This window comes from Flavobacterium daejeonense DSM 17708, assembly GCF_000425425.1.
Classification (GTDB): Bacteria; Bacteroidota; Bacteroidia; order Flavobacteriales; family Flavobacteriaceae; genus Flavobacterium; species Flavobacterium daejeonense.
Map to the genome: position 1 here is coordinate 389,858 of NZ_AUDK01000001.1, position 26,827 is coordinate 416,684.

A 26,827-nucleotide genomic window follows, 5' to 3' on the forward strand; every position below is an offset into this window, starting at 1 on the left:
TATAAAATAAAATGAAAGACAAAATTATTGCTAAGGCGAGCGAGATGTTTTTAAAACTGGGTTTTAAAAGTATCACTATGGATGATATAGCAGGAGAAATGTGTATTTCTAAAAAAACGATTTACAAATATTTTTGCAACAAAGAAATCTTAATTCAGGAAAGTACCCAACTGGTTCACAAACAAGTTCATGAATTAATCGAATCGGTAGTTGCTAAAAATCACAATGCAATTCAGGAAAATTTTGAAATAAGAAATTTATTTAAAGAACTCTTTAATAATAGTACTGACAGTTCACCGGTTTACCAATTGAAAAAACACTATCCTGAGATTTACCAACGGGTATTAGAACAGGAAGTGAATCAATGCGAAAATTGGTTTAGAGAAAACATTAAAAAAGGAATCGCCGAAGGTTTGTATCGAAAAGACATCAACATCGAAACCTACGTTAAATTTTATTATGTCCTGATTTTCCACATCAACGAAAATACGAGTTCAGAAATGGAAGCGCAACGAATCGAATTAGAAGCTTTAGAATACCATACCCGGGCTATGGCAACCCCATCAGGCATCACCGAATTGGAGAAAAATTTACTTAAATACAACTAAAATAATGAAACAATTACTAATACTAACATTTCTTTCCTTTGTAAGTTTTACAAAGGCACAGGAAAAAACCTCGCTGACACTCAAAGATGCTATTCAGTATGCACTTGAAAATAAAGCCGACGCTAAAAAAGCTCAGCTGAAGATTGAAAACAGCGAATACCAAATTCAGGAAGTTCGCTCCAGAGCGTTACCACAGATTTCGGCAAATGGAAATTTGACCTACAATCCTATTCTTCAAACTACCGTTATTGACGGGGCTGGATTTGGCGCACCAGGCACAACTATTCAGGCTGCTTTTGGACAAAAATGGATCTCAACAGCGGGAGTAAGTTTAACACAAAACTTATTTGACCAATCGGTTTTTACCGGATTGAAAGCGGCCAGAACCACCCGTGAATTTTACCAAATCAACAATCAATTAACTGAGGAAGAAGTAATTGAACGAGTAGCTAACAATTATTATCAGGTGTATGTTTTAAGACAAAAACTGGCTTTGGCTGAAACCAATTTAAAAACGACTTCAAAAGTTAAAGACATCGTTAAAGGTCAATACGACAACGGTCTGGCTAAAAAAATTGATTTAGACCGAATGACTGTAAATCTGTCAAACATCAACACCCAAAAACAACAAATTATCAATGCTTTGCAATTGCAGGAAAACGCCTTGAAATTTTATATGGGAATGCCAATGAACGCGCAAATTGAAATTCCACAATCAGAATTTGAAGTAACTCCGGTTGCCATTTCAGAAGCACCAAACACCGCTAATCGTTCGGAATATTTATTACTTAAAAAACAGGAAGAATTATTAGTGTTGCAAAAAAAATCAGTAATTGCCGGTTATTACCCAACACTTTCGCTTTCGGCCAGCTACAATTACATTGGTCAGGGACCTAAAATGCCTTGGTTTGCTAACTCACAAGACAAAGTGTATTGGTCAGATTTCTCAGCAATCGGACTAAATTTAAAAGTACCTATTTTTGCCGGATTTGGAACCAGAGCCAAAGTAAGACAGGCTGATGTCCAATTGCGTTCGCTTCAGGAAGATATTAAAGACACCCAACTGGCATTGGATTTAGATTACAAAAATGCGACTACTCAAATTGAAAACAGCCTGATTACCCTTCAAAATCAAAAAGAAAATATGAGACTGGCTGATGAAATTTTGAAAAACATCAACAATAATTATTTACAAGGTTTAGCATCTTTAACTGATTTACTGGATGCTGAAAACGCTTCTACCGAAGCTCAGAACAATTATACTGCCGCTGTTTTAGAATACAAACTGGCAGAAATTAAACTTATCAAATCAAAGGGCGAACTAAAAACACTTATAAATAAATAACATGAAAAAATACATAACTACCGGAATTGTCATTATTGCTTCCTTAGCATTAATCGGATTTATTTTAACAAAGAACAAAGAGGCCAACGAAGCTAAAATTGCGATTGTTGCAGAGAAAAATGCAGCGGTTTCCGTAAAAGTAGCTACTGTAAAAACAGAAGCTGTTTCATTAGATTTTTCGGCCAACGGCCTTTTTGAACCTATTCAGGAAATCACACTTACTTCTGAAAAAACCGGAAAAGTGGTGCAAATTTTAGCCAAAGAAGGAGATTATGTTTCCAAAGGTCAAACGCTTGCCATCATGAGAGCCGACGCTATCAACGTAAATGCTCAGGCTGCTGAAGCGGCTTATCAAAACGCCAAAGCCGATTACAGCCGTTTTGAAAATGCTTTCAGAACCGGAGGTGTTACCAAACAACAATTAGATCAGGCAAAAGTAGCTCTGACCAATGCGGAAGCCAACTACAAACAGGCTAAAATCAACATTGGGGATACCCGAATCAAAGCGCCTATTAACGGATTTATCAATAAAAAATACATTGAACCGGGAACTATCATTATGGCGATGCCGGCTACTTCCTTATTTGATATTGTTAATGTAAGCAAATTAAAATTAACCATTACGGTTAATGAAGCTCAGGTTGCCCAATTAAAAGTAGGCAATTCAGTTACCGTAAAATCAAGCGTATATCCGGATAAAGAATTTTCAGGAAAAATTACATTCATCGCTTCTAAAGCCGATACCAGCCTGAATTTTGCAGTAGATATTGAAATTGCAAACAATCCAAACAACGACCTAAAAGCAGGTATGTACGGTACTGCTGTATTCCAATCGGCTCAACAAAAACAAACAATGACCGTAATTCCAAGAACCGCTTTCGTAGGAAGTGTAAACAGCAATCAGGTGTTTGTTGCTGAAAACGGAATTGCAAAACTAAAAACCATCACCGCCGGAAGAATTTTAGGTGATCAGGTGGAAGTTTTAGACGGTTTATCGGATGGTGAAACAGTAATCACAACCGGACAAATCAACCTACAGGACGGTAATTCGATAGAAATTATTAAATAAAAGTAATTAGCAATTAGTAAAAAGTGATTAGTCTCCTTAGCTAATTACTATTTACTACTCACTTTTCACTAATTAGTACAACAGAAAAATATGAAATTAGCAGAAATATCCATAAAACGTCCTTCCCTGGTGATTGTATTGTTTACAATCCTAACGCTTGGCGGACTATTCAGTTACAGCCAGCTGGGCTACGAACTGATTCCAAAGTTCGAAATGAACGTAATTACGGTTTCAACGGTTTATCCGGGAGCTTCTCCGAGTGAGGTTGAAAACACCGTAACTAAAAAAATAGAAGATGCGATTGCTTCTTTGGAAAACATCAAAAAAATTGATTCCAAATCCTACGAGAGTCTTTCGGTAGTTTCCATCACCCTGACTTCTACTGCCAACGTGGATGTTTCGATGAACGATGCCCAACGAAAAATCAACGCTATTATAAGTGATTTGCCTGATGATGCTAAAACGCCTTCGTTGAATAAATTCTCCTTGAGCGACATGCCAATTATTTCCATTGCGGCCAACGCTAAAATGGACGAAGCCTCTTTTTATGACTTAATTGACAAAAAAATCGCTCCGGTATTATCCCGTGTTCAGGGAGTTGCTCAGGTAAATATTATCGGAGGACAGGAACGTGAAATTCAGGTAAATCTGGATGCCACTAAAATGCAGGGCTACGGTTTATCGGTTCCGCAGGTGCAACAAATGATTTTAGCTTCTAATTTGGATTTCCCTACCGGAAATATTCAAACCCGCGAACAAAAAATCCTGATTCGTCTGGCTGGTAAATATAAAAGTGTGGACGAATTAAGAAATTTAGTCATCTCTTCAAAAGACGGAATTCAAATTCGCTTACAGGATATTGCCGATGTTCAGGATGCGCAAAAAATTGCCGAAAAAATCTCCCGTGTAGATCAAAAAAGCGCCATTTTATTGCAAATCATCAAACAATCAGATGCTAATGCGGTAGCCGTGAGTGAGCAGGTAGCACAAACCGTTGCCAAATTAATCAAAGATTATGAGGTAAACGAATTAAAATTAGAAACTGCTAAAGACACCACAATCTTCACTCTTGAAGCAGCCGATTCGGTAATTCACGATTTATTAATCGCCGTAATTTTAGTGGCCTTAGTAATGTTGTTCTTCCTGCACAGTGTGAGAAACTCTTTGATTGTAATGGTTTCTATCCCAGCTTCCTTAATTGCTACTTTTATTGGTATTTATCTTATGGGATATACCTTAAACTTAATGAGTTTATTAGGATTATCATTGGTTGTAGGTATTCTGGTGGATGATGCCATTGTGGTATTGGAAAATATTTACAGGCACATGGAAATGGGTAAAGGCCGTATTCGTGCTGCCTTTGACGGAACTGCCGAAATTGGTGGAACGGTAACATCAATTACCTTAGTAATTGTGGTGGTATTTTTACCAATTGCCATGAGTACCGGATTAGTATCTAATATTATTACACAATTCTGTACCACAGTTGTAATCTCTACTTTGTTATCGCTTTTAGCATCGTTTACCATTATTCCCTGGTTATCCTCCCGTTTTGGAAAATTGGAACATATTGAAGGAAAAAATCTTTTTGGCCGAATTATTCTTGGATTCGAAAGTATGCTTAGCCGTTTCACACACTGGGTTACTGAAATCTTAGAATGGTGTTTAGATCATTATATCAAAACTATCTTAGTTGTAGTAGTTTTATTCTTTGCTTCTACCATCGGATTGATGGGCGGCGGATACATTGGAGGTGAATTCTTTGCATCTTCGGATAGTGGTGAATTTTTGGTACAAATTGAAATGCCAAAAGACGCATCCCTGGAACAAACCAACTTTATGACGCAAAAGGCTGAAGCTTATTTGAAAAAACAGGAATATGTTCACAGCCAAATTACCACTGTAGGTCAAACTTCAGAAGGTATGGGAGCGACTCAGGCAACCGCTTACAAAGCGGAAATTGACGTAAAAATGATTGAACAATCAGAACGTACGGACGACGCTTCGGTTTATGCTGCCAAAATGAAGCGCCAATTGGAAAAAGTATTGGTTGGCGCCAAAGTAAAAACTGTTCCTGTAGGTATTATGGGAACTGCCGAAGACGCTAAATTAGGATTGATTGTAACGGGTCCAAATGTGGAAAGCGCCATGAAATTTGCCAAATTGGCCGAAGCCGAATTACGAAAAATCCCTGGAACTACGGAGATTAAACTAACCGTTGAAGACGGAAATCCGGAAATTAACGTTCAGGTTGACCGTGATAAAATGGCGGCCTTAGGATTGAACCTGCAAACGGTGGGTATGACCATGCAAACAGCCTACAGCGGGAATACGGATGGAAAATTCCGTGCTGGCGAATACGAATACGACATCAATATCAAATACAATGCGTTTGACCGTAAAAACATTGACGATGTAAGTAATTTAATATTCATTAACGATTTGGGACAACAAATAAAACTATCCCAATTTGCTACCATTACCGAAGGATCCGGACCAAGTAAACTGGAACGAAGAGACAAAACGGCTTCGGTTACCGTTCAAGGACAAAACATTGGAGTTCCATCGGGAACTATTGTTCAACAATGGGAAGAAAAATTACAAAAACTAGACAAACCTACCGGAGTAAGTTACATTTGGGGTGGTGATCAGGAAAACCAAAGTGAAGGTTTTGGTACCCTTGGAGTTGCCTTATTAGCTGCTATTATCTTAGTTTATTTGGTAATGGTAGGATTGTACGACAGTTTCGTTCACCCGTTTGTGGTATTGTTTGCCATTCCGCTTTCATTCATTGGAGCGATGCTGGCTTTGGCATTAACTAACAATTCCTTAAACATCTTTACCATTTTAGGTATCATCATGTTGATTGGATTGGTTTGTAAAAACGCGATCATGTTAGTAGATTACACCAATCAAAGAAGAGCTTCCGGAGAATCCATCAGAACTGCTTTAATTCAGGCCAATCATGCCCGTTTGCGTCCTATTTTAATGACGACAATTGCGATGGTATTTGGTATGCTTCCAATTGCCTTAGCTTCGGGAGCCGGTGCGGAATGGAAAAACGGTTTGGCATGGGTAATCATTGGAGGTTTGATTTCTTCCTTATTCCTGACTTTGATTATCGTTCCGGTAATTTATGAAATCATGGAGAAAATAATCGCCAAATTCTCTAAAGGAGAAAAAATCGATTATGAAGCTGAAATGGTTGCCGATTACGACCACAAAGAACTAAGTGAAGACGGTTTTAATCCAAAACACACCATGTAAATACATCCCTTTTTAATATCAAAAACCACCTGAAAGCAATTTTCAGGTGGTTTTTTGTTTTTAATGAAAGATTCAAAACTTTTGTTAACTCAATAAAAAAACAGAATTCAAAGAGAACACTACACTTCATTTTGATTCCTGTTTTGAAGCTTAGCAGCTGCTCTATCATAATTGAAAACTACCAGTTTCAACTGTTCAATAGCTTCGGCTGTAAGTTCGCCTTTAGCGCCTTCTGCCACCCAGCGCGATGCCGAAATTAAAGTTGCTAATTCGTAAGCGCTGAGTGTAATATGAAAAACCAGATTATTTTTCTTTTCAATGTGCATGTTGTGCCATATTTTCTTTCACATAATTACCTATCTGTTTCAATTCGCCGGCAAACTCGTCATAATCCGTTTGCATACCGTTGAGATAGGCACTCCAGCCAAGCGACATTTTTGCATAATGAACCGCTTCCTGTATTTCTTCATCTGTTGCACCAAAGAGTTTTGCGGTCTCTGCATGAAACAATGAACAATATCTGCATTTAGTTTCTGAATGTAAGGCTACTCCCATCAATTCTTTGTATTTATTAGGAATAAGTGTTTCCCCCAATTGAAGATTTTTAAACAATTCCCATTCAAAATCTAAATAAGCTTCGGGAATATCTTTCATAAATCCCGGAACTATACCTAAATGCGCTCTGATTTCGGCTTCAACTTCCGAACGATTTCTTGCTATTGCCATCTTTTTTAATGATTTTAAAAAATTATTTGCAATCTGGATTTCATAAAAATTTGACCTGTAAATTTACAAAAAAAGCAACAAACAAAACACAAACTACTGAATAATAAATAGTTAAAAAACATACTTAATAATTTACATTGTCATTTTTCACGAAACCCATTACACTTAAAATATTTTATTTAGAATAAATTAAAATAATTTTGTTTTGTAAAGATTCACTTTTTACTTTTGCACTATTAAAATTTATTCTAAATAAAATGAACGTAAAATCTACCCTAACAATTTTAAATCTATTGTTCGTTTTACTTTTTTCTACCGCTGCCTTGGCACAAGAAAAAGCAAGTATCAAAGGACAAATTACACTAAATGATAATCAGACTCCTGATAACATTTCGGTTCACCTAAAAGGAACCCGATTTGCAACCGTAACCGATGAAAAAGGAAATTACAGTCTGAAAAATATTAATCCCGGTGTTTATATTTTGAAAATTTCGGCTATTGGATACCAAAGCCAAGAACTAAAAATTAATTTAACCAACGGTCAGCAACTGATTCAAAATGCCACTATCAAATCGCGCTCCGAGAAACTTACGGAGGTAGTGATTAACCATAACAAAAAAAACACTTTTGCTAAAAAAGAAAATCAGCAAATCTCAAAATTACCTCTAAAAAACCTTGAAAACCCACAGGTTTATACCACAATCACAGCAGAATTATTGAAAGATCAGGTAGTTACCAATATTGATGATGCACTTAAAAATGCACCGGGTGTACAACCGCTTTGGACTTCAACAGGTCGTGGAAGTGATGGTGCCGGATATTTCTCCTTAAGAGGATTCGCTGTTCAACCTAGAGCACTTAATGGATTACCGGGTATCTCAAACGGTAGCTTAGACCCGGCTAACATTGAAAAAATAGAAGTAATCAAAGGTCCTTCGGGAACATTATTCGGAAATACGATAACATCTTACGGTGGTTTAATTAATATTACAACTAAAACTCCTTATGACAATTTTGGTGGTGAAATTAATTACACTACAGGATCTTATGGTTTAAACCGAGTTACAGCCGATGTAAACACTCCTTTAAATGACGACAAAACAGTTAATTTCAGAATTAATACAGCTTACCACAACGAAAATAGTTTTCAGGATGCCGGATTTAGAAAAGCATTTTTTGTAGCTCCGTCTTTATCTTACAAAGCTTCCGACAGACTTTCTTTCTTAATTAACACCGAATTTTTAAGTAATGAAGCTACTAATGCAACCATGTTGTTCTTAACGCGTTCGACTACTTTGAGAGTACACAACATGAATGAATTAGGATATGACAACAAGCGCTCTTATACCAGTAATCAATTATCCATTAAAACACCTTCTTTCAATTTACAAGGACAAATGTTTTATAAAATAAATGATTCCTGGACTTCTCAAACTGCCATTTCTAAAACATCGGCAAAGTCAGAAGGATATTACAGTTATTTGTTTGAAGGAACAGCTTCGTTTCCGGCAATTACTGATGGTGTAGTATTTGGACGTTACATTAACAATCAAAATTCGACTACATTAGCAACTGATATCCAACAAAATTTTATCGGAGATTTCAAAATTGGAAGCATGAGAAACCGAATTGTTGTCGGATTAGATTATTTCAACCGTCAAATTATCGACAATGGTACGGGATATGCTCTTAACGGCTATGTATATATAGGAAATGACGATTTGCAAACAGTAAACGAAAATGTTTTTGGAATTACCGACCCTGCAAAATACATCACAACCGGAGACAATGGAAAATTAAGCAAAAACGCAACCGATGCTCTATTAGCCGGAGCAACTGTAAACAACAGCAAAACCAAACAAGAAGTATATAGTGCTTATGCATCTGACGTAATTGATTTTCTTCCTAACTTATCAGCAATGGCAAGTTTGCGTATCGACCGTTTTATGAATGCACAAAACGGAAGTTACAACCAAACGGCTTTATCTCCAAAATTTGGAATTGTGTACCAACCGATTTTAAATAAAGTTTCGCTTTTTGCAAATTACATGAACGGATTTACAAATGTTGCGCCACAGGAAGACATCAATGGAACAACCAGAACACCACGTGTTTTTAATCCGGAGCAGGCAAATCAACTAGAATTTGGAACAAAACTAAATTTATTTGAAGACAAATTATATGCTAGTTTTAATTATTATAAAATCAAAGTAACCGACCGCGTTTACAACATTAGAAATTCGGCTACCGACATCACTTACTATCAGGATGGTGCTCAGAACAACGAAGGTTTTGAAGCCGAAATTATTGCAAACCCAATTCCTGGATTCAACATCGTAGCGGGTTATAGTTATGTAGATGCAGCGATAAAAAAAGGTGATATTAATACCGTAGATTATCGCCCAACCAGCGCCGGAGCTTACAACACAGCAAACCTTTGGGCGAGTTACCGTTTTCAACAAAATGCATTAAAAGGTTTTGGAGTAGGTTTTGGCGGTAATTATTCCGGTGAAAACAAAATTACCCATGGAGCCGTAACCGGAACTTTCACAATTCCTGAATACACCGTATTGAATTCTTCTGTTTTCTATGGAAATGACAAATTTAATATTACACTAAAAATTGATAATATTACAAATGCCGATACTTATGATGGCTGGTCAACAATCCATCCTCGAAACATGAGAAGCGCATCGGCAAGCTTTTCATACAAATTTTAAAGATTAACTAAAACAGCTTTCTTTCAACCAAGAAGGCTGTTTTTTAATTGAAACTATTATGATTTCATTCATTGCGTTCAACATTTTTTTAGGTTTTTATGTGTTGTACAACACCTCAAAAAAAGCAACTTTATCAAATAATTTGCAAATACAAAGATGGATTCAGCAAAACCCAAAACCTTCCCGTTTTGTAGGATTAGCAATCTTAGCAATTGCCTATAGTTTACTCATTAGCATAAAAGCCGTCGGAGCTTCCAGTTTGATGTATTTTATTCAATTAATGACTATTGGAAGTCTGGTAGTCATTTTAGCACCGCTAAAAATCATCAATTACAAAGTTGTAGCAGTATTGTTTATTCTTGCTGTACTAGTTGAACTTTATTTTTAAGTCAAAATATGCCGGCAAATCCAAAATACCTCACTCAATCCAAAACACAACGTTTTGCAAAAATAACAGCCGCTATTTTAGGCGGTTATTTTGTTTCGGTAAGTTTTCATCTGGCTCTTGCCAGTTGGTTTAACCGTCCCAATATAATTATAACCATGACTTTTAGTGCTTTTATTCTTTGGGTAGTACTAATGATTGTAGCATTTTTAGCCAAAAACGGTTGGAAAATCTGGCTTTTATACCTTGGTTTGAGTCTGTTCTTTTTAGGAATTCTTTATTTAGGACAAAATTATAATCCTGTAGCCCGATAAAACATGAACAATAGAAATTACAATATCTTTTTTCACCTCCATACCGTTAGCGGAATTATCATTAGTGTAGTTCTTTTTGTAATCTTTTTTGCGGGTTCTTTTTCTTTTTTCAGAGATGATATTGCTGATTGGGAAAAAGGCGAATCGGCTAGTCTTTCTAAAGAAATTCAACTGGATTACAACCACAGTCTGCAAGTTCTGGACAGTCTTTACGATTTACATGGCCGAAAAATAACCATTACGCAACCGCATAACGAAAAAAAAGTTGCAGTATATTTAGAAGCTTCTGGAGACAGTCTGGCTTCCCAAAAAGGCAAAGAAGCAAAATTTTTATACCTTAATAATAGTACTTATAAAACCTCGACTTATGTAGAGAATTACAATCTGGGTGAATTCATTTATCGTTTGCACTTTTTGGCACAAATTCCCTATCCGGTTGGCTACTATTTATCCGGATTCATCGCCTTATTTTTTCTGTTTGCCACAGTAACCGGAGTATTGGTTCATTGGAAAAAAATCATTTCTAATTTTTATGTTTTTCGACCAAAGGAAAAACTAAAAACCTGGTGGACCGATGCACATACTTCATTAGGAATGCTGGGACTGCCATTCCAGTTTGTTTATGCCGTTACCGGAGCTTTTTTCATGATTAAATTACTAATTGTCGCACCGAGTGTTCAACTGTTATATGATGGTAAAGAAGACCAATTGTACAAAGAACTGGAATACACAACCGCTGCTGTTCCTTTTGCAAATAAAGCCTTAACCAAAACTTTCAGCCTGAATCAAATGGTAAGCAACACTAAGAAAAACTGGAATAATTTTGACGTCACAAAGGTTGAAATTCAAAATTACGGCGATGCCAATATGCAGGTTCTGGTTGAAGGAGAAATGGAATTTGACCAAAAATTTACCGCTATTGGCAAACGAATCTACAAAGTTGCCACAGCAGAAATCATTGCCGAGAAAAATCCGCTTGCACAGAGCAGTTATTTAGACAGTGTAAAAAACATTTTATATCGTATTCATTATGGCGATTACGGTGGTTATGGCTTAAAAATCATCAGTTTTGCTCTGGGAATTTTATCTTGTTTTGTGATTATCTCAGGAGTGATGATTTGGCTGGTTGCCAGAGACAAAAAAAATATTCCTGAGAAAAAAAGACGTTTTAACGAAAGAGTGGTCCGTTATTATTTAGCCATTTCGTTAACTATGTTTCCGGTAACAGCCTTAACATTTATAATGGCGAAAGTTTTCTTCCCATTAGGACAGGAAAAAATATACTCCATCTACTTTATAAGTTGGCTACTACTCAGCATTATTTTAATTTTGAAAAAAGATAATGGTTTTACCAACAGATTTTGTTTGTTTTCAGGAAGTATTTTAGGATTCCTGATTCCAATTGCAAATGGAATAAAAACCGGAAACTGGTTTTGGATTAGTTATACCAATAATCATTTTCAAATCTATTTTATTGATGTATTCTGGACTTGTCTCTCTATCATAACTTTATATGCGGCTTTGAAAATAAAAAACAGTTCCCTGAAAACAAAAAACTCATAATACAAAAAGAGGCTTTCCCCGAATCTGAGAAAGCCTTTTTCCTATTAACAATTCTAAATTTAATCCACATTAACGATTGCTTCTTTTTTCCAGTTTTTAACCGAAGCAATTTTATTATTTGAATAATCTACTTCACTTAAAGTTGCAAATCCTTTTTCACTTTCGTCAGTCCAGAAAAACCATTTGCCCACTTTTTTTCCATTTTTATATTCAGCGATAGCAGTTTTATTTCCATTTTCGTCATAGGAAACCCAGGTTCCTTCTAATTTTCCTTTTACAAAGAAACCTTCCTGTTGCACCTGACCATTTTCATAAAAATAAGTGGCTTTCACCTTTTTTCCGTAAGGTTCCAATATCGGTTTTGCATCTTGTGCAAAAATCATCCCTGTAATTAAAATTGCTCCGATAGTTATATATTTTTTCATAATGTAAAATTTTAAGAGGTTTCTTTTATCAAATTTACACTTAAATTTACATTTAAAAAACAATTTGGTAACAATTTGGTAACACAAACTAAAAACTTAACATTGGAAATTAAAACACCTTATTCTTCAAAGCAGTAAAAATTTAATTTTCTCAATTTAATGTACATAATTAGTTCTAAATTTGCAGCCGGTCGTTTTTCAGACTTATAAACCAAATAATTAAATTTTTCAATATGTACAGAAGTCATAACTGTGGCGAATTGAACGCCTCACATATAAACAGCGAAGTAACACTTGCGGGTTGGGTTCAAAAATCAAGAGACAAAGGATTCATGAATTGGGTTGATTTAAGAGACCGTTATGGAATAACACAATTAATTTTTGACGAAAGTCGTACTGAAAAAAGCGTTTTTGAATTAGCTAAAACACTAGGACGCGAATTTGTAATTCAGGTAAGAGGGACTGTTATTGAGCGTGAGGCTAAAAACAAAAATATTCCGACAGGTGAAATTGAAATATTAGTTTCTGAGTTGAATATTTTAAACCGTGCTTTGACTCCTCCGTTTACCATTGAAGATGAAACCGACGGTGGCGAAGACATCCGAATGAAATACCGCTATCTTGATATCAGAAGAAATCCGGTAAAAAACAGTTTGTTGTTCCGTCACAAAGTAGCAATGGAAGTTCGCAAATATTTATCTGATTTGGATTTTTGCGAAGTAGAGACACCTTATTTGATTAAATCGACTCCGGAAGGAGCAAGAGATTTCGTTGTACCAAGCCGTATGAACGAAGGACAATTTTATGCTTTACCACAATCGCCACAAACTTTCAAACAATTATTGATGGTAGGCGGAATGGATAAATATTTCCAAATTGTAAAATGTTTCCGTGATGAAGATTTACGTGCCGACCGGCAGCCGGAGTTTACACAGATTGACTGTGAAATGGCTTTTGTGGAACAGGAAGATATTTTAAATATTTTTGAAGGTTTGACCCGTCATTTGCTGAAAGAATTAAAAGGAATTGAAGTAGATAAATTCCCTCGCATGACGTATGAGCATGCTATGAAAACTTATGGGAATGACAAACCGGACATTCGTTTCGGGATGGAATTCGGTGAATTAAATGAATTTGCACAACATAAAGAATTCCCTGTTTTTAATGCCGCTGAATTAGTAGTTGGAATTGCTGTTCCGGGAGCCGGAAATTATACCCGTAAAGAAATCGATGCTTTAATTGACTGGGTAAAACGTCCTCAGGTAGGTGCATCAGGAATGGTTTATGTAAAATGCAACGAGGATGGTACTTTTAAATCTTCTGTTGATAAATTCTATAATCAGGAAGATTTGGCAAACTGGGCTAGAGTAACCGGAGCCAAAGCAGGCGATATGATTTTTGTACTTTCAGGACCAGCTAACAAAACCAGAGCACAATTAAGCGCTCTAAGAATGGAATTAGCCACTCGTTTGGGATTGCGTAATCCGGAAGTTTTCGCACCACTTTGGGTAGTTGACTTCCCTTTATTGGAATTTGACGAAGAAAGTGGTCGTTACCACGCCATGCATCATCCGTTTACTTCTCCAAAACCGGAAGATATTGCTTTATTACCAACAGAACCAGGAAAAGTTCGTGCCAATGCCTATGATATGGTATTAAACGGAAACGAAATTGGCGGAGGTTCTATTCGTATTCACGACAAAGAAACGCAGCAATTGATGTTTAAATATTTAGGATTCTCTGAAGAGGAAGCGAAAGCGCAATTTGGCTTCCTGATGGATGCTTTCCAATTTGGTGCACCACCGCATGGAGGTTTAGCCTTTGGTTTGGATCGATTAGTAGCTATTTTAGGAGGTCAGGAAACCATTCGTGACTTCATTGCTTTCCCAAAAAACAACTCCGGAAGAGACGTAATGATTGATGCTCCTTCAGCGATTGATACCACACAATTACAAGAATTACACATACAGTTAAATTTATAAAAAAAACCTTCCTAAAACCTTTGAAAAACCTGAATATCAATTATTTTTTTAAAAATTTTTAGATTAATCGTTTTTGTATGATATTAAACATTACATTTGTTTTATTATAAATTATTATTACAATTACAATGCGTACAGGTAAAGTTAAATTTTTCAATGAATCTAAAGGTTACGGATTCATTACAGACGAAGAAACAGGAAAAGACATTTTTGTTCATGCTTCAGGAATCAGCGCGGAAGAATTACGCGAAGGTGACAGAGTAAGTTACGAAGAAGAAGAAGGAAGAAAAGGAAAAGTTGCTGCTAAAGTTGCGGTAATCTAAACAAAATAGTTTTTTGTTACGAATGTTAAAACGTCCCGAAATTATCGGGACGTTTTTTTTACCCCCTAAATCTTAAAATTTTAGAAATTTTTAAGAAATATACAAAGCTGTTATTTATAATGATTAAAAACTACAAAAAAACCCCTTAAAACCAACCACTAATTATTATATTAAACTTGTGTTTTATAACATTGACAACTATCTTTGTGACTTATTTTAGCACAAATTTTATTATTATGCAATCAGGACAATTCAATTATCTTCCTATCCTTATGCAAGCTTTGCTGGCAATTGGTTTTGTTGTTGCCACTATCATCATTTCAGGTAAATTAGGACCAAAAAGAAATTCGGCTACAAAAGATAAAAACTTTGAGTGCGGAATCGAGTCAGTAGGAAACGCCCGTATTCCATTTTCAGTAAAATATTTCCTGGTAGCCATCTTATTTGTGCTATTTGATGTTGAGGTAATTTTCCTTTATCCTTGGGCTATCAATTTCAAAGAACTGGGAATGGAAGGAATGTTAAAAATGATTGTTTTCATGGCTTTACTTTTAGTTGGTTTTTTCTACATCATCAAAAAGAAAGCTTTAGAGTGGGAATAAGAAAATTCAGATTTCAGATTTCAGATTTTAGATTGCTTGCAGTTTAGAATTTTAGATTTGAAATTAAATGCTCCAAATAATTGATTTTAAAATATTGATTTCAGTTTTTCAGGTTTTTAAATCTAAATCCAGAATAAAATGAGTACTTCAAAAGTAAAAATGGTTGCCCCTCCGGAAGGTGTTGTTGGAGAAGGTTTTTTTGCTACAAAATTGAATGATGTAGTAGGTTTGGCTCGTGCCAATTCACTTTGGCCTTTACCATTTGCTACTTCCTGCTGTGGAATTGAATTTATGGCCACCATGGCCTCTCACTATGATTTAGCCCGTTTCGGCTCAGAACGTGTGAGTTTCTCTCCCCGTCAGGCCGATATGCTTTTAGTTATGGGAACTATTTCAAAAAAGATGGCTCCTATTTTACGTCAGGTTTACGAACAAATGTCTGAGCCAAGATGGGTAATTGCCGTAGGTGCCTGCGCTTCTTCAGGAGGAATATTCGATACTTACTCTGTTCTTCAGGGAATTGACAAAGTAATCCCGGTAGATGTATATGTGCCTGGATGTCCGCCAAGACCGGAACAAATTGTAGATGGTGTAATGAAATTGCAGGAACTCGTAAAATCAGAATCCGTAAGAAGAAGAAGTTCACCAGAGTATCAAGAATTATTAGCTTCTTATAATATCAAATAAAAATGGCATTAGAAAACACCGCTATACAGGAAAAATTAGTCGAAACTTTCGCAGGAGATGTTTTTAATTTCCAGGAGGAAAGAGATATTTTTTCCTTTGAAATCAATGCTAAAAATAATACCGCAATCATTTTATTCCTAAAAAACGATCCTGAATTACGTTTTCACTTCTTAACGGATCTATGCGGAATCCATTACCCGGATAATCCAATTGACAGACAATTTGCAGTGGTTTATCATTTGCATAATTGGTATGAAAACAAACGTATCCGAATCAAGGCTTTTCTTAACGGAGAAAATCCGGAAATAAAAACAGTTTCCAACATTTTCCTGACAGCTAACTGGATGGAAAGAGAAACTTACGATTTCTTTGGGGTAAACTTTATTGGTCATCCACAATTAAAACGTATTTTGAATATGGATGAAATGGTTTCTTTCCCAATGCGTAAAGAATTCCCAATGGAAGACGGCGGAAGAACAGATAAAGACGACCGTTTCTTCGGTAGAACCATCGACAATTGCTAAAAAAACAATATATAATTTTTCACATTCTATAAATGTCAGAACTATTATTACCACCAGAGCATCGTTATGCTAAAATCATAAAAGAAAGATCCAATGAAGACGGAAGCGAGCTTTCCATCCTGAATTTGGGTCCAACTCACCCGGCTACTCACGGAATTTTCCAAAATATCCTGTTGATGGACGGAGAACGTATTTTAGATGCCGAACCTACTATTGGTTACATTCACCGTGCTTTTGAAAAAATTGCCGAAAACCGTCCTTTCTACCAAATTACACCGCTAACGGATCGTATGAACTACTGCTCCTCTCCTATCAACAACATGGGATGGTGGATGACTTTAGAAAAATTACTCAATATTGAAGTCCCAAAAAGAGCACAGTATCTAAGAGTTATTGTAATGGAATTAGCACGTATTACCGATCACCTGATTTGTAATTCGATTTTAGGAGTAGATACCGGAGCTTATTCCGGATTCCTATATGTTTTCCAATTCAGAGAAAAAGTTTACGAAATCTACGAAGAAATTTGCGGTGCCCGTTTGACAACCAATATGGGTAGAATTGGTGGTTTTGAAAGAGACTGGTCACCAAAAGCTTTTGAATTACTAAACACTTTCCTTGAAGAATTTCCGGTTGCCTGGAAAGAATTTGAAAACCTCTTTGAAAGAAACAGAATTTTTATTGACAGAACGGTAAACGTTGGAGCTATTTCAGCCGAAAAAGCAATGGCTTACGGTTTTACGGGACCAAACTTACGTGCTGCCGGTGTAGATTATGATGTTCGTGTAGCACAACCATACAGTTCCTACGAAGATTTTGATTTCAAAATTCCGGTAGGAAAATCAGGAGACACTTACGACCGTTTTTGTGTTCGTAATGCCGAAGTTTGGGAGAGTTTAAGCATCATTCGTCAGGCTTTGGATAAAATGCCGGAAGGAAACGAATACCACGCCGATGTACCGGATTACTATTTGCCTCCAAAAGAAGATGTTTACCATAACATGGAATCTTTAATCTACCATTTCAAAATTGTAATGGGAGAGGTTCCGGTTCCGGTAGCTGAAATTTACCACCCGGTAGAAGGAGGAAATGGTGAAATTGGTTTCTATTTAATAACCGATGGAAGCCGTACTCCTTACAGACTTCACTTTAGAAGACCTTGTTTTATCTATTATCAGGCTTATCCGGAAATGATTAAAGGAGCATTATTATCTGATGCCATTGTTATTTTATCCAGTTTAAATGTAATTGCCGGAGAATTAGACGCATAAAGATATCAGATTGTTGATTAACGATTTTAGATTTCAGATTTAAAAAAAATGGAAAGAAAACATTATAAACAAGACATAAACATGACTGAAACATTGATGAACCGTATCAATGAATTAATCAGTCATTATCCTGAAGACAAGAAAAAATCGGCTTTATTGCCTGTTTTGCATGAAGTTCAGGATGCTCATGACAACTGGTTGAGTATCGAACTAATGGATAAAGTTGCTGATATTTTAGGTATCCTTCCAATTGAAGTGTATGAAGTAGCTACTTTTTATACGATGTTCAATTTAAAACCAATTGGGAAATACATGTTTGAATTCTGTCAGACATCTTGCTGTTGTTTAAGAGGAACAGAAGATTTGATGGATTATACCTGTGAAAAACTAGGCGTAGGCATTGGAGAAACGACTCCTGACGGCTTATTTGAAGTAAGAGGTGTAGAGTGTTTAGGTGCTTGTGGATATGCTCCAATGATGCAATTGGGTGATTTTTACAAAGAGCATTTGACCAGAGAAAAAATTGATCAGTTAATTGCTGATTGTCGAGATAATAAAATAATATTACACGATAAATAAGATGTCTCAAAAAATATTATTAGACAAAATAAACGTTCCGGGGATTAAAACTTACGAAGTATATCGCAGAGAAGGCGGTTATACTTCGGTAGAAAAGGCCCTGAAATCCATGACACCTGATGATGTGGTGGAAGAAGTTAAAAAATCAGGACTTAGAGGTCGTGGTGGTGCGGGTTTCCCTGCCGGAATGAAATGGAGTTTTATTGATAAAAAATCCGGAAAACCAAGACATTTGGTTTGCAATGCTGACGAATCAGAACCGGGAACTTTCAAAGACCGATATTTGATGGAATTTATTCCTCACTTGTTGATTGAAGGGATGATTACTTCCAGTTTTGCGTTGGGTGCCAACCGTTCATATATCTACATTCGTGGCGAATATATGTGGGTTTTTAAAATATTAGAAAGAGCCATTGCTGAAGCAAAAGCGGCAGGATGGTTAGGAAAAAATATTTTAGGAACAGGATATGATTTAGAATTACACGTTCACTGTGGAGCAGGTGCTTATATATGTGGAGAAGAAACCGCTTTGATTGAATCTTTGGAAGGAAAAAGAGGAAACCCACGTATCAAACCGCCTTTCCCGGCCGTTTCAGGTCTTTGGGCAAACCCAACAGTGGTAAACAACGTAGAAACGATAGCAGCAGTGCCATGGATTGTAAACAATTCAGGTGATGATTATGCTAAAATAGGAATTGGTCGTTCTACAGGAACCAAGTTGATTTCGGCTTCAGGAAATGTTAAAAATCCGGGGGTTTACGAAATTGAATTAGGTTTAAGTGTTGATGAATTTATGAATTCTGATGAGTATTTAGGAGGAATGAGTACTAACCGCCCTTTGAAAGCTTTAGTACCGGGAGGTTCTTCGGTACCAATTTTACCAGCCGATTTAATTTTTAAAACAGCCAACGGTGAAGACCGTTTGATGACTTATGAATCATTAAGCGACGGTGGATTTGCAACAGGTTCGATGCTGGGTTCAGGAGGATTTATTGTATATGACGATACCGCTTGTATTGTTCGTAATACCTGGAATTTCTCCCGTTTTTACCACCATGAATCTTGTGGGCAATGTACTCCATGTAGAGAAGGAACAGGTTGGTTAGAAAAAGTTTTGTGGCGTATTGAAAACGGTCTGGGACGTGAAGAAGACATTGATTTGCTGTGGAGTATCCAATCTAAGATTGAAGGGAACACTATCTGTCCTTTGGGAGATGCCGCTTCTTGGCCGGTAGCTGCAGCTATTCGTCATTTTAGAGAGGAATTCGAATACCATGTTCGTTTCCCGGAAAGAATTAAAAACAGAGATCATTTTGTTGCCGAACCTTTTGAGAAAGTTAGACATTTGGTAGCAAAACAAACAGTATAAAGTTGAAAGTTGATAGGTGATAGTTGATAGCGAAAAGCAGCAAACTAACAACCGACAACCAACAACCAACAACTATAAAAATATGAAAGTAACAATAGACGGTCAAGAAATTGAAGTAGCACCGGGAACCACGATTCTGCAGGCTGCCCGTATGATAGGTGGAGAATCGGTTCCGCCAGCCATGTGCTATTATTCTAAACTGGAAAAAACGGGAGGTAAATGCCGTTGCTGCTTAGTAGAAGTTGCTAAAGGTAGTGATGCCGACCCAAGACCAATGCCAAAATTGATGGCATCCTGCGTAACAGGTTGTATGGATGGTATGGAAGTGAATAGTAAAAATTCGGAGCGTGTACGTGAAGCACGTCAATCCGTAACGGAATTTTTATTAATCAATCACCCATTAGATTGTCCTATTTGTGATCAGGCAGGAGAATGTGATTTACAGGATTTGAGCTTTGAGCACGGTAAATCAAAAACCCGTTTTATCGAAGAAAAAAGAACTTTTGAGCCGGAAGATATTGGTCCAAATATTCAATTGCACATGAACCGTTGTATTTTATGTCAACGTTGTGTTGCAGTTGCTGATCAGTTGACGGATAATCGTGTTCATGGAGTTTTGGATCGTGGAGATCATGCTAACATTTCAACTTGTATTTCTAAAGCAATTGACAACGAATTTTCAGGAAACATGATTGACGTATGTCCGGTTGGAGCTTTAACTGATAAAACCTTCCGTTTCAAATCCAGAGTTTGGTTTAATAAGCCTTACAACGCGCACAGAGATTGTGATAAATGTTGTGGAAAAACTACGGTTTGGATGTTTGGTGACGAAATTCAGAGAGTTACGGGTAGAAAAGATGTTTACCATGAAGTAGAAGAATTCATTTGTAACGAATGTCGTTTTGAACATAAAGATCCTGCTGACTGGGTAATTGAAGGACCAAGAAAATTTGACAAAGATTCGGTTATCAATCAAAACAATTATACCCGTGAAATGGAAACGGTTCATATCGCTACCGAAGAAGGAATTCTGAAAGGTAGAGAACAGGATCGTAAAAAGATCAGTATGACGGCCATTCCGTTAGACCAAAAAGAGCAGGAAGAATTTAAAAATGGTAATCTATAAAAAATGGACAGTACAATTATTATAGAAAAAAGTGTTATCATTCTGGTAGTCTTCGCCATTACAATGGTTATGGCTATGTATTCTACACTTGCAGAACGTAAAATTGCTGCCTGGCTTCAAGACCGTATTGGTCCAAACCGAGCCGGTAAGGGTGGAATTTTACAACCATTAGCGGATGGTTTAAAATTATTTTCAAAAGAAGAATTTGAACCGGATACTCCAAATAAATTTTTATTCTATGTAGGCCCTGCAATCGCGATGAGTACCGCCTTAATGACGAGTGCTGTAATTCCGTGGGGAGACCATTTTCATCTTTTTGGAAGAGATATTATTTTACAGGTTTCAGATATTGACAATGCGATGTTATACATCTTTGCCATTCTTTCCATCGGAGTTTACGGTATCATGATTGGAGGATGGGCATCAAACAATAAATTCTCTTTAATGGGAGCAGTTCGTGCGGGATCTCAAATGGTTTCTTATGAAATTGCGATGGGGTTATCCATCATTGCACTATTAATGATGACAGGTACTTTAAGTCTAAGAGAAATCAGTTTGCAACAAGAAGGTTTGCATTGGAATGTATTTTACCAACCGCTTTCTTTTTTAATCTTTTTGATTTGTTCTTTTGCTGAAACTAACAGAACTCCTTTTGACTTAGCGGAATGTGAAAGTGAATTAATTGGAGGTTATCACACTGAATATTCTTCGATGAAAATGGGATTCTACTTATTTGCTGAATATGCAAGTATGTTTATCTCATCAACTATTTTGGCTGTTCTATTCTTTGGAGGATACAATTATCCTGGAATAAGCTGGGCAGTTGAAAACTGGGGAGTAAATATTGCTAATATTATTGGAATTGCCATTTTATTTGCAAAAATCTGTTTCTTCATATTCTTTTATATGTGGGTACGATGGACAATCCCAAGATTCAGATACGATCAATTGATGCATTTGGGATGGAGAATATTAATTCCGCTATCTATTTTGAATATCATGATTACGGGAATTGTAATTTTAAGACACGAATTACTAGCATTCTTAGGATTTTAATTAAGCAAAGAGAAGTATTAGCACTGTCCCGATAGTTATCGGGAGAAGCGGCATCCTTTTATGAAGCGATAGCGAAATAAAAGATAAAGCGGAAAGCAGGAAAAGCTTCAAATAAAAATAAAAAAGATGTCAATAGAAACCATATCCTTATCGGGAAGAAAAATGCAAGTCTCTAATAAAGAGATGAGCTTTTTAGAGCGTTTATATCTTGTTGCGATTGTAAAAGGATTAATTATTACACTAAAACACTTGTTTTCGAGAAAAGTGACAATTCAGTATCCGGAACAGGTCAGAACCAGAAGCACGGTGTATCGTGGTCAACACATGCTGAAACGTGACGAACAAGGTCGTGAAAACTGTACAGCCTGCGGCTTATGTGCTTTGTCTTGTCCTGCAGAAGCCATCACAATGAAAGCGGCTGAGCGTAAACCAAACGAAAAACATTTGTATCGTGAGGAAAAATATGCCGAAATATATGAGATTAATATGTTACGTTGTATTTTTTGCGGACTTTGTGAGGAAGCCTGTCCTAAAGATGCGATTTATTTGACTACTTCAAAAGTATTAGTTCCGTCAAGCTATGAGCGTGAAGATTTTATTTTTGGAAAAGACAAATTGGTGATGCCTTTAGAAATGGCCATCAAAAATACTCAACTTAAAAATGCTAACTAAATGATACATATTCCTGATTTTGCACACGCAACTACTATACAAATTATATTTTGTGTTTTAGCATTTATCACGGTAATTACCGCTTTTTTAGCCATTTTTAGCAGAAATCCTATCCATAGTGCCTTATATCTGGTGATTTGTTTCTTTACCATTGCCGGACATTATTTATTATTAAATGCACAGTTTTTGGCTATTGTTCATATCATCGTCTATTCGGGGGCGATAATGATTTTGTTCCTGTTTACGATTATGTTAATGAATTTGAATAAACAAAATGAAGTCCATAAACCACGAATTACCCGTTTAGGAGCGATTGTTTCGTTTTGTTTAATCTGCATCGTATTGATTTTAGTATTTATCAATTCGAAACCAATTGAAGGAGAATATATTGCTACGGGAGAAGATTATCAGTCTATAAAAGTTTTAGGACACGTATTATTGAACGAATACATGGTTCCTTTTGAATTTGCTTCTATCCTGCTATTAGTAGCGATGATTGGAGTGGTATTATTGTCTAAAAAAGAAAAAACGGAGAAATAAAATGACTAATATTTTAAATGAAATAGGCATTGAGAATTATATCTTCCTTTCTGTAATACTTTTTTGTATTGGAGTATTTGGAGTATTGTACAGACGAAATGCTATCATCGTATTTATGTCGATTGAAATCATGTTGAATGCGGTAAACCTTTTGTTTGTGGCTTTTTCAACTTATCACCAGGATGCACAAGGTCAGGTTTTTGTGTTTTTCTCAATGGCAGTTGCCGCTGCTGAAGTTGCAGTAGGTTTAGCTATTTTGGTTTCAATTTTTAGAAATTTAGGTTCGATTGATATTAATAATTTAAAAAACTTAAAAGGATAAACGATAATGAATACGAATTTAGCTTTACTCTTATTATTAGCTCCTCTTTTAGGATTTTTATTTAATATTTTCTTTGGAAAAAATATCGGAAAAACAGCTTCAGGCGTTGTTGGAACACTTACTGTTGCGGTCTCTTTTATAGCTACACTTGTTTTTTTTCTGCAAATCAACGAAACCAAAGAAGCCGTTGAAATTGATTTATTCAACTGGATGCGCACCAATAATTTCCGTGTAAATTTTGGGTTGCTTTTAGATCAGTTATCTATTTTATGGTTGCTTTTTGTAACCGGAATTGGATCTTTGATTCACCTCTACTCTATCAGCTATATGCACGATGATGAGAATATGCACAAGTTTTTTGCCTATTTGAATTTGTTCGTTTTCTTCATGATTACTTTGGTTATCGGAAGCAACTTATTGGTTTTATTCATCGGTTGGGAAGGTGTAGGACTTTGTTCTTATTTACTTATCGGATTTTGGCATAAAAACCAGGAGTATAACGATGCAGCAAAAAAAGCTTTCATCATGAACCGTATTGGGGATTTAGGATTATTGATTGGTATTTTTATCATCGGGTCTTTGTTTTCCACTTTAGATTATACAACGTTAAAAACAGCGATTGCTTCATCAAGTAATTTAGATTTGTCAATGATTTCTTTGGCTGCTTTTGCATTGTTTATTGGAGCTTGTGGTAAATCAGCGCAAATTCCTTTATATACCTGGTTACCGGATGCGATGGCTGGACCAACACCGGTTTCGGCATTGATTCACGCGGCCACAATGGTTACCGCTGGTATTTTCATGATTACCAGATTGAATTTTGTTTTCGACCTAGCTCCTGAAATTCAAAATATCATTGCCATTATTGGTGCCGTAACTTCATTGGTAGCGGCTACGATTGCTTTGGTTCAAACCGATATCAAAAAAGTATTGGCTTATTCTACCGTTTCCCAATTAGGGTTAATGTTTTTAGCCTTAGGATTTGGAGCTTATGAAGTTGCCGTTTTTCACGTAATCACACACGCTTTCTTCAAAGCTTGCTTGTTCTTAGGTTCAGGTTCGGTAATTCATGCTTTGCATGGCGAACAAGATATGCGCAGAATGGGTGGATTGAAAAAAGTAATGGGAATCACCTTTATTACTTTCTTAATTTCATCGTTGGCTATTTCAGGAATTCCTCCGTTTTCAGGATTCTTTTCTAAAGATGAAATCTTGATGACTGCCTTTCAACACAATGTAGTTCTTTGGGGTATTGCTTCCTTAGCTTCGTTAATGACTGCTTTTTATATGTTCCGTTTGTTATATTTAACTTTCTACAAAGATTTCAGAGGAACTGAGCACCAAAAAAGTCACTTACACGAAAGTCCGTCTTTAATTACTTTTCCATTAATTGTATTAGCTATTTTGGCTGCAGTTGGAGGTTTGATTAGTTTGCCTACTAATAGTTGGTTAAATGGATATTTGGCTCCATTATTTTCAAAAGAAGTACACGAAGCACATCATTTTGGCACACAGGAATACACTTTGATGGCGATTGCCGTTATTGGCGGATTAGTTGGAATTGGAATTGCCTTTGCAAAATACATCAAACAAAATCAGATTCCGGCGGAAGACGCTGAAATTACAGGAATTGCTAAAGTATTGTATAACAAATATTATGTAGATGAAATTTACGACGCAATCTTTGTAAATTCAATCAATGCGTTATCAAGATTCTTTAGAGATTATATCGAAACTGCCTTATCTGCATTTGTATTTGGATTAGGAAAAGTAACCAATGAAATAAGTTATCAAGGAAAAAAATTACAAACCGGAAGTATTGGATTCTACCTGTTTGTATTTGTTCTGGGACTTTGCAGTATCGTAACTTATTTATTTTTAGCTCAATAATTTTATATCATGAACGTATCACTACTATTAATTATACTTCTTGTTGGCGCATTTGCTACTTACTTTGCCGGCGATAAACTGGCTTCCAGAGTGGCGCTATTATTCAGCTTAGTAGCTTTTGGTATATCAATTGCGTTATTGAATGCTTATAATGCCGGAGCAAATATTAATTTCTTCAAATTTTGGATTAATAAACCGGCCATCTCTTATTCATTAACAGCTGATGGATTGTCGTTAATCATGTTATTATTGACTACGGCTTTAACTCCTTTGATTATCTATTCTTCTTTTGGAAATGAATATAAAAATGCAAAATCTTTTTATGCTTTGATTTTATTCATGTCATTTGCAATGGCAGGAACGTTCTTAGCTTCTGACGGACTTTTGTATTATATTTTCTGGGAATTATCTTTAATCCCAATTTACTTTATTGCTTTAATTTGGGGAAATGGAGATACAGAAGAGCGCAAAAAAGCGGTTGTTAAATTCTTTATTTACACCCTTGCCGGTTCTCTTTTTATGCTAATTGCTTTTGTGTATTTGTACCAAAAAGCAGGTAGCTTCTTAATTGCTGATTTATACAACGTAAAATTAAGCAGAGTGGAACAATTCTGGATTTTCTGGGCTTTCTTCCTGGCTTATGCGATTAAAATTCCAATTATTCCTTTCCATACCTGGCAGGCTAAAGTATATCAAAAAGCACCAACGGTGGGAACGATGTTACTCTCTGGTATTATGCTAAAAATGGGATTATACAGTGTTTTACGTTGGCAGATTCCTATCACGCCGATTGCTTCAAAAACCTATTTACCTATTTTAATCGGTTTTGGAATTGCCGGAGTTATTTATGGTTCGATTGTGGCTTTACGCCAAAAAGACTTAAAGAAACTTTTGGCTTATTCTTCCTTAGCTCACGTTGGTTTAATTGCTGCCGGATGTTACTCCCTAAATTCAGACGGTTTACGCGGAGCGGTTTTACAAATGTTAGCGCACGGATTTGTAGTAGTCGGATTGTTCTTTGCTGCTGAAATCATTTACAGAAGATTTGAAACAAGAACCATTGCCGATATGGGCGGAATTCGTACTCAGGCTCCAAAATTTGCTTCATTATTCATGATTTTAGTTTTGGCTTCTGTAGCATTGCCTACGACTTTTAACTTTGTTGGTGAGTTTACAGTATTGTACAGTTTGGCTCAAATCAACTTATGGTTTGCTCTTTTAGGAGGAACAACGATCATTTTAAGTGCTTATTATATGCTAAAAATGTACCAACAGGTTATGCTTGGTGAAACTAACACTAAAGTATTTGCCGATGTAACGTTGCATGAAACTTTAGTATTGGTCATTATCGTTGCGGTTATTTTTATTTTTGGTTTGTATCCACGACCTATCAATGAATTAATTACCCCTGCTTTGGATCAAATTGTGAGAACATTGTATAAAATTCAATAATCAAAACTGA

General features: G+C 36.1%; 26 protein-coding genes. 23 read left to right on the forward strand and 3 right to left on the reverse strand.

Features of this window, described 5'->3' with window-relative positions; all coding sequences use genetic code 11:
- Nucleotides 1–11 precede the first annotated feature (11 nt).
- The 4 genes from H599_RS0101655 to H599_RS0101670 all read left to right on the forward strand — a co-directional run bounded on the left by H599_RS0101655 (nucleotide 12) and on the right by H599_RS0101670 (nucleotide 6,289).
- A complete protein-coding gene (locus H599_RS0101655) occupies nucleotides 12–608 on the forward strand; it encodes a TetR/AcrR family transcriptional regulator (RefSeq protein ID WP_026712520.1) in 597 nt (198 codons plus the stop codon).
- 4 nt (nucleotides 609–612) lie between these two features.
- Nucleotides 613–1,953: a TolC family protein gene (locus H599_RS0101660; RefSeq protein WP_026712521.1), complete on the forward strand. Its 1,341-nt coding sequence runs from the start codon at nucleotides 613–615 to the stop codon at nucleotides 1,951–1,953.
- Between the two features lies 1 nt (nucleotide 1,954).
- Nucleotides 1,955–3,022 (forward strand): efflux RND transporter periplasmic adaptor subunit, encoded by a 1,068-nt coding sequence (locus H599_RS0101665; protein WP_026712522.1) that lies wholly within the window; start codon nucleotides 1,955–1,957, stop codon nucleotides 3,020–3,022.
- A gap of 90 nt (nucleotides 3,023–3,112) precedes the next feature.
- On the forward strand, nucleotides 3,113–6,289 hold the full coding sequence (locus H599_RS0101670) for an efflux RND transporter permease subunit (protein ID WP_026712523.1): 3,177 nt from the start codon (nucleotides 3,113–3,115) through the stop codon (nucleotides 6,287–6,289).
- A gap of 119 nt (nucleotides 6,290–6,408) precedes the next feature.
- On the opposite strand, the gene H599_RS0101675 is transcribed toward H599_RS0101670, so the two are convergent.
- Both H599_RS0101675 and H599_RS0101680 read right to left on the reverse strand, forming a co-directional pair.
- Nucleotides 6,409–6,615: a hypothetical protein gene (locus H599_RS0101675; protein ID WP_026712524.1), complete on the reverse strand. Its 207-nt coding sequence runs from the start codon at nucleotides 6,613–6,615 to the stop codon at nucleotides 6,409–6,411.
- On the reverse strand, nucleotides 6,605–7,015 hold the full coding sequence (locus H599_RS0101680) for a carboxymuconolactone decarboxylase family protein (protein WP_026712525.1): 411 nt from the start codon (nucleotides 7,013–7,015) through the stop codon (nucleotides 6,605–6,607). The genes H599_RS0101675 and H599_RS0101680 overlap by 11 nt, the downstream gene beginning before the upstream one ends.
- A 257-nt stretch (nucleotides 7,016–7,272) precedes the next feature.
- On the opposite strand from H599_RS0101680, the gene H599_RS0101690 reads away from it, so the two are divergent.
- Genes H599_RS0101690 through H599_RS0101705 form a run of 4 tightly spaced genes read left to right on the forward strand, consistent with a single transcriptional unit; the run spans nucleotide 7,273 to nucleotide 11,997 of the window.
- Nucleotides 7,273–9,735: a TonB-dependent receptor gene (locus H599_RS0101690; protein ID WP_026712526.1), complete on the forward strand. Its 2,463-nt coding sequence runs from the start codon at nucleotides 7,273–7,275 to the stop codon at nucleotides 9,733–9,735.
- Nucleotides 9,736–9,793: 58 nt separating this feature from the next.
- A complete protein-coding gene (locus H599_RS0101695; protein WP_026712527.1) occupies nucleotides 9,794–10,123 on the forward strand; it encodes a hypothetical protein in 330 nt (109 codons plus the stop codon).
- Between the two features lie 8 nt (nucleotides 10,124–10,131).
- On the forward strand, nucleotides 10,132–10,434 hold the full coding sequence (locus tag H599_RS0101700) for a hypothetical protein (protein WP_026712528.1): 303 nt from the start codon (nucleotides 10,132–10,134) through the stop codon (nucleotides 10,432–10,434).
- 3 nt (nucleotides 10,435–10,437) lie between these two features.
- On the forward strand, nucleotides 10,438–11,997 hold the full coding sequence (locus H599_RS0101705; protein ID WP_026712529.1) for a PepSY-associated TM helix domain-containing protein: 1,560 nt from the start codon (nucleotides 10,438–10,440) through the stop codon (nucleotides 11,995–11,997).
- A gap of 59 nt (nucleotides 11,998–12,056) precedes the next feature.
- On the opposite strand, the gene H599_RS0101710 is transcribed toward H599_RS0101705, so the two are convergent.
- Nucleotides 12,057–12,422: a toxin-antitoxin system YwqK family antitoxin gene (locus tag H599_RS0101710; protein ID WP_026712530.1), complete on the reverse strand. Its 366-nt coding sequence runs from the start codon at nucleotides 12,420–12,422 to the stop codon at nucleotides 12,057–12,059.
- A gap of 233 nt (nucleotides 12,423–12,655) precedes the next feature.
- On the opposite strand from H599_RS0101710, the gene aspS reads away from it, so the two are divergent.
- From aspS to H599_RS0101790, 15 genes are all read left to right on the forward strand, one after another.
- Entirely contained in the window at nucleotides 12,656–14,404 is a 1,749-nt protein-coding gene (gene aspS, locus H599_RS0101720) for an aspartate--tRNA ligase (protein WP_026712531.1), read from the forward strand.
- A 128-nt stretch (nucleotides 14,405–14,532) separates the two neighbouring features.
- Nucleotides 14,533–14,727: a cold-shock protein gene (locus H599_RS0101725; RefSeq protein ID WP_026712532.1), complete on the forward strand. Its 195-nt coding sequence runs from the start codon at nucleotides 14,533–14,535 to the stop codon at nucleotides 14,725–14,727.
- Between the two features lie 236 nt (nucleotides 14,728–14,963).
- Nucleotides 14,964–15,329, forward strand: a complete 366-nt coding sequence (locus H599_RS0101730) for an NADH-quinone oxidoreductase subunit A (RefSeq protein WP_026712533.1) — start codon at nucleotides 14,964–14,966, stop codon at nucleotides 15,327–15,329.
- Between the two features lie 138 nt (nucleotides 15,330–15,467).
- Entirely contained in the window at nucleotides 15,468–16,016 is a 549-nt protein-coding gene (locus H599_RS0101735) for an NADH-quinone oxidoreductase subunit B (RefSeq protein WP_026712534.1), read from the forward strand.
- 2 nt (nucleotides 16,017–16,018) lie between these two features.
- A complete protein-coding gene (locus tag H599_RS0101740) occupies nucleotides 16,019–16,540 on the forward strand; it encodes an NADH-quinone oxidoreductase subunit C (protein ID WP_026712535.1) in 522 nt (173 codons plus the stop codon).
- A 32-nt stretch (nucleotides 16,541–16,572) separates the two neighbouring features.
- On the forward strand, nucleotides 16,573–17,811 hold the full coding sequence (locus H599_RS0101745) for an NADH-quinone oxidoreductase subunit D (protein ID WP_026712536.1): 1,239 nt from the start codon (nucleotides 16,573–16,575) through the stop codon (nucleotides 17,809–17,811).
- A gap of 48 nt (nucleotides 17,812–17,859) precedes the next feature.
- Nucleotides 17,860–18,390 carry a complex I 24 kDa subunit family protein gene (locus H599_RS0101750; RefSeq protein ID WP_026712537.1) on the forward strand — a complete coding sequence of 177 codons (531 nt, stop codon included), beginning with the start codon at nucleotides 17,860–17,862 and terminating at the stop codon, nucleotides 18,388–18,390.
- Between the two features lies 1 nt (nucleotide 18,391).
- Nucleotides 18,392–19,759, forward strand: a complete 1,368-nt coding sequence (gene nuoF / locus H599_RS0101755; protein ID WP_026712538.1) for an NADH-quinone oxidoreductase subunit NuoF — start codon at nucleotides 18,392–18,394, stop codon at nucleotides 19,757–19,759.
- A gap of 82 nt (nucleotides 19,760–19,841) precedes the next feature.
- On the forward strand, nucleotides 19,842–20,885 hold the full coding sequence (locus tag H599_RS0101760; RefSeq protein WP_026712539.1) for a 2Fe-2S iron-sulfur cluster-binding protein: 1,044 nt from the start codon (nucleotides 19,842–19,844) through the stop codon (nucleotides 20,883–20,885).
- Nucleotides 20,886–20,888: 3 nt separating this feature from the next.
- Nucleotides 20,889–21,941 carry an NADH-quinone oxidoreductase subunit NuoH gene (gene nuoH, locus H599_RS0101765; protein ID WP_026712540.1) on the forward strand — a complete coding sequence of 351 codons (1,053 nt, stop codon included), beginning with the start codon at nucleotides 20,889–20,891 and terminating at the stop codon, nucleotides 21,939–21,941.
- 126 nt (nucleotides 21,942–22,067) lie between these two features.
- Entirely contained in the window at nucleotides 22,068–22,613 is a 546-nt protein-coding gene (locus H599_RS0101770) for a NuoI/complex I 23 kDa subunit family protein (RefSeq protein ID WP_026712541.1), read from the forward strand.
- Nucleotides 22,614–23,153 (forward strand): NADH-quinone oxidoreductase subunit J family protein, encoded by a 540-nt coding sequence (locus tag H599_RS0101775; RefSeq protein ID WP_035140985.1) that lies wholly within the window; start codon nucleotides 22,614–22,616, stop codon nucleotides 23,151–23,153.
- 1 nt (nucleotide 23,154) lies between these two features.
- A complete protein-coding gene (gene nuoK / locus H599_RS0101780; RefSeq protein ID WP_026712543.1) occupies nucleotides 23,155–23,475 on the forward strand; it encodes an NADH-quinone oxidoreductase subunit NuoK in 321 nt (106 codons plus the stop codon).
- 6 nt (nucleotides 23,476–23,481) lie between these two features.
- On the forward strand, nucleotides 23,482–25,365 hold the full coding sequence (nuoL, locus tag H599_RS0101785) for an NADH-quinone oxidoreductase subunit L (protein WP_026712544.1): 1,884 nt from the start codon (nucleotides 23,482–23,484) through the stop codon (nucleotides 25,363–25,365).
- 9 nt (nucleotides 25,366–25,374) lie between these two features.
- The gene (locus H599_RS0101790; protein WP_026712545.1) at nucleotides 25,375–26,817 is read left to right on the forward strand and encodes a complex I subunit 4 family protein; all 1,443 of its coding nucleotides are present in this window, start codon (nucleotides 25,375–25,377) and stop codon (nucleotides 26,815–26,817) included.
- Nucleotides 26,818–26,827 lie beyond the last annotated feature (10 nt).

Coding starts and splice junctions, on each gene's coding strand:
- H599_RS0101655 (WP_026712520.1), top strand. CDS start 12: ATGAAAGACAAAATTATTGCTAAGGCGAGCGAGATGTTTTTAAAACTG.
- H599_RS0101660 (WP_026712521.1), top strand. CDS start 613: ATGAAACAATTACTAATACTAACATTTCTTTCCTTTGTAAGTTTTACA.
- H599_RS0101665 (WP_026712522.1), top strand. CDS start 1,955: ATGAAAAAATACATAACTACCGGAATTGTCATTATTGCTTCCTTAGCA.
- H599_RS0101670 (WP_026712523.1), top strand. CDS start 3,113: ATGAAATTAGCAGAAATATCCATAAAACGTCCTTCCCTGGTGATTGTA.
- H599_RS0101675 (WP_026712524.1), bottom strand. CDS start 6,615: ATGCACATTGAAAAGAAAAATAATCTGGTTTTTCATATTACACTCAGC.
- H599_RS0101680 (WP_026712525.1), bottom strand. CDS start 7,015: ATGGCAATAGCAAGAAATCGTTCGGAAGTTGAAGCCGAAATCAGAGCG.
- H599_RS0101690 (WP_026712526.1), top strand. CDS start 7,273: ATGAACGTAAAATCTACCCTAACAATTTTAAATCTATTGTTCGTTTTA.
- H599_RS0101695 (WP_026712527.1), top strand. CDS start 9,794: ATGATTTCATTCATTGCGTTCAACATTTTTTTAGGTTTTTATGTGTTG.
- H599_RS0101700 (WP_026712528.1), top strand. CDS start 10,132: ATGCCGGCAAATCCAAAATACCTCACTCAATCCAAAACACAACGTTTT.
- H599_RS0101705 (WP_026712529.1), top strand. CDS start 10,438: ATGAACAATAGAAATTACAATATCTTTTTTCACCTCCATACCGTTAGC.
- H599_RS0101710 (WP_026712530.1), bottom strand. CDS start 12,422: ATGAAAAAATATATAACTATCGGAGCAATTTTAATTACAGGGATGATT.
- aspS (WP_026712531.1), top strand. CDS start 12,656: ATGTACAGAAGTCATAACTGTGGCGAATTGAACGCCTCACATATAAAC.
- H599_RS0101725 (WP_026712532.1), top strand. CDS start 14,533: ATGCGTACAGGTAAAGTTAAATTTTTCAATGAATCTAAAGGTTACGGA.
- H599_RS0101730 (WP_026712533.1), top strand. CDS start 14,964: ATGCAATCAGGACAATTCAATTATCTTCCTATCCTTATGCAAGCTTTG.
- H599_RS0101735 (WP_026712534.1), top strand. CDS start 15,468: ATGAGTACTTCAAAAGTAAAAATGGTTGCCCCTCCGGAAGGTGTTGTT.
- H599_RS0101740 (WP_026712535.1), top strand. CDS start 16,019: ATGGCATTAGAAAACACCGCTATACAGGAAAAATTAGTCGAAACTTTC.
- H599_RS0101745 (WP_026712536.1), top strand. CDS start 16,573: ATGTCAGAACTATTATTACCACCAGAGCATCGTTATGCTAAAATCATA.
- H599_RS0101750 (WP_026712537.1), top strand. CDS start 17,860: ATGGAAAGAAAACATTATAAACAAGACATAAACATGACTGAAACATTG.
- nuoF (WP_026712538.1), top strand. CDS start 18,392: ATGTCTCAAAAAATATTATTAGACAAAATAAACGTTCCGGGGATTAAA.
- H599_RS0101760 (WP_026712539.1), top strand. CDS start 19,842: ATGAAAGTAACAATAGACGGTCAAGAAATTGAAGTAGCACCGGGAACC.
- nuoH (WP_026712540.1), top strand. CDS start 20,889: ATGGACAGTACAATTATTATAGAAAAAAGTGTTATCATTCTGGTAGTC.
- H599_RS0101770 (WP_026712541.1), top strand. CDS start 22,068: ATGTCAATAGAAACCATATCCTTATCGGGAAGAAAAATGCAAGTCTCT.
- H599_RS0101775 (WP_035140985.1), top strand. CDS start 22,614: ATGATACATATTCCTGATTTTGCACACGCAACTACTATACAAATTATA.
- nuoK (WP_026712543.1), top strand. CDS start 23,155: ATGACTAATATTTTAAATGAAATAGGCATTGAGAATTATATCTTCCTT.
- nuoL (WP_026712544.1), top strand. CDS start 23,482: ATGAATACGAATTTAGCTTTACTCTTATTATTAGCTCCTCTTTTAGGA.
- H599_RS0101790 (WP_026712545.1), top strand. CDS start 25,375: ATGAACGTATCACTACTATTAATTATACTTCTTGTTGGCGCATTTGCT.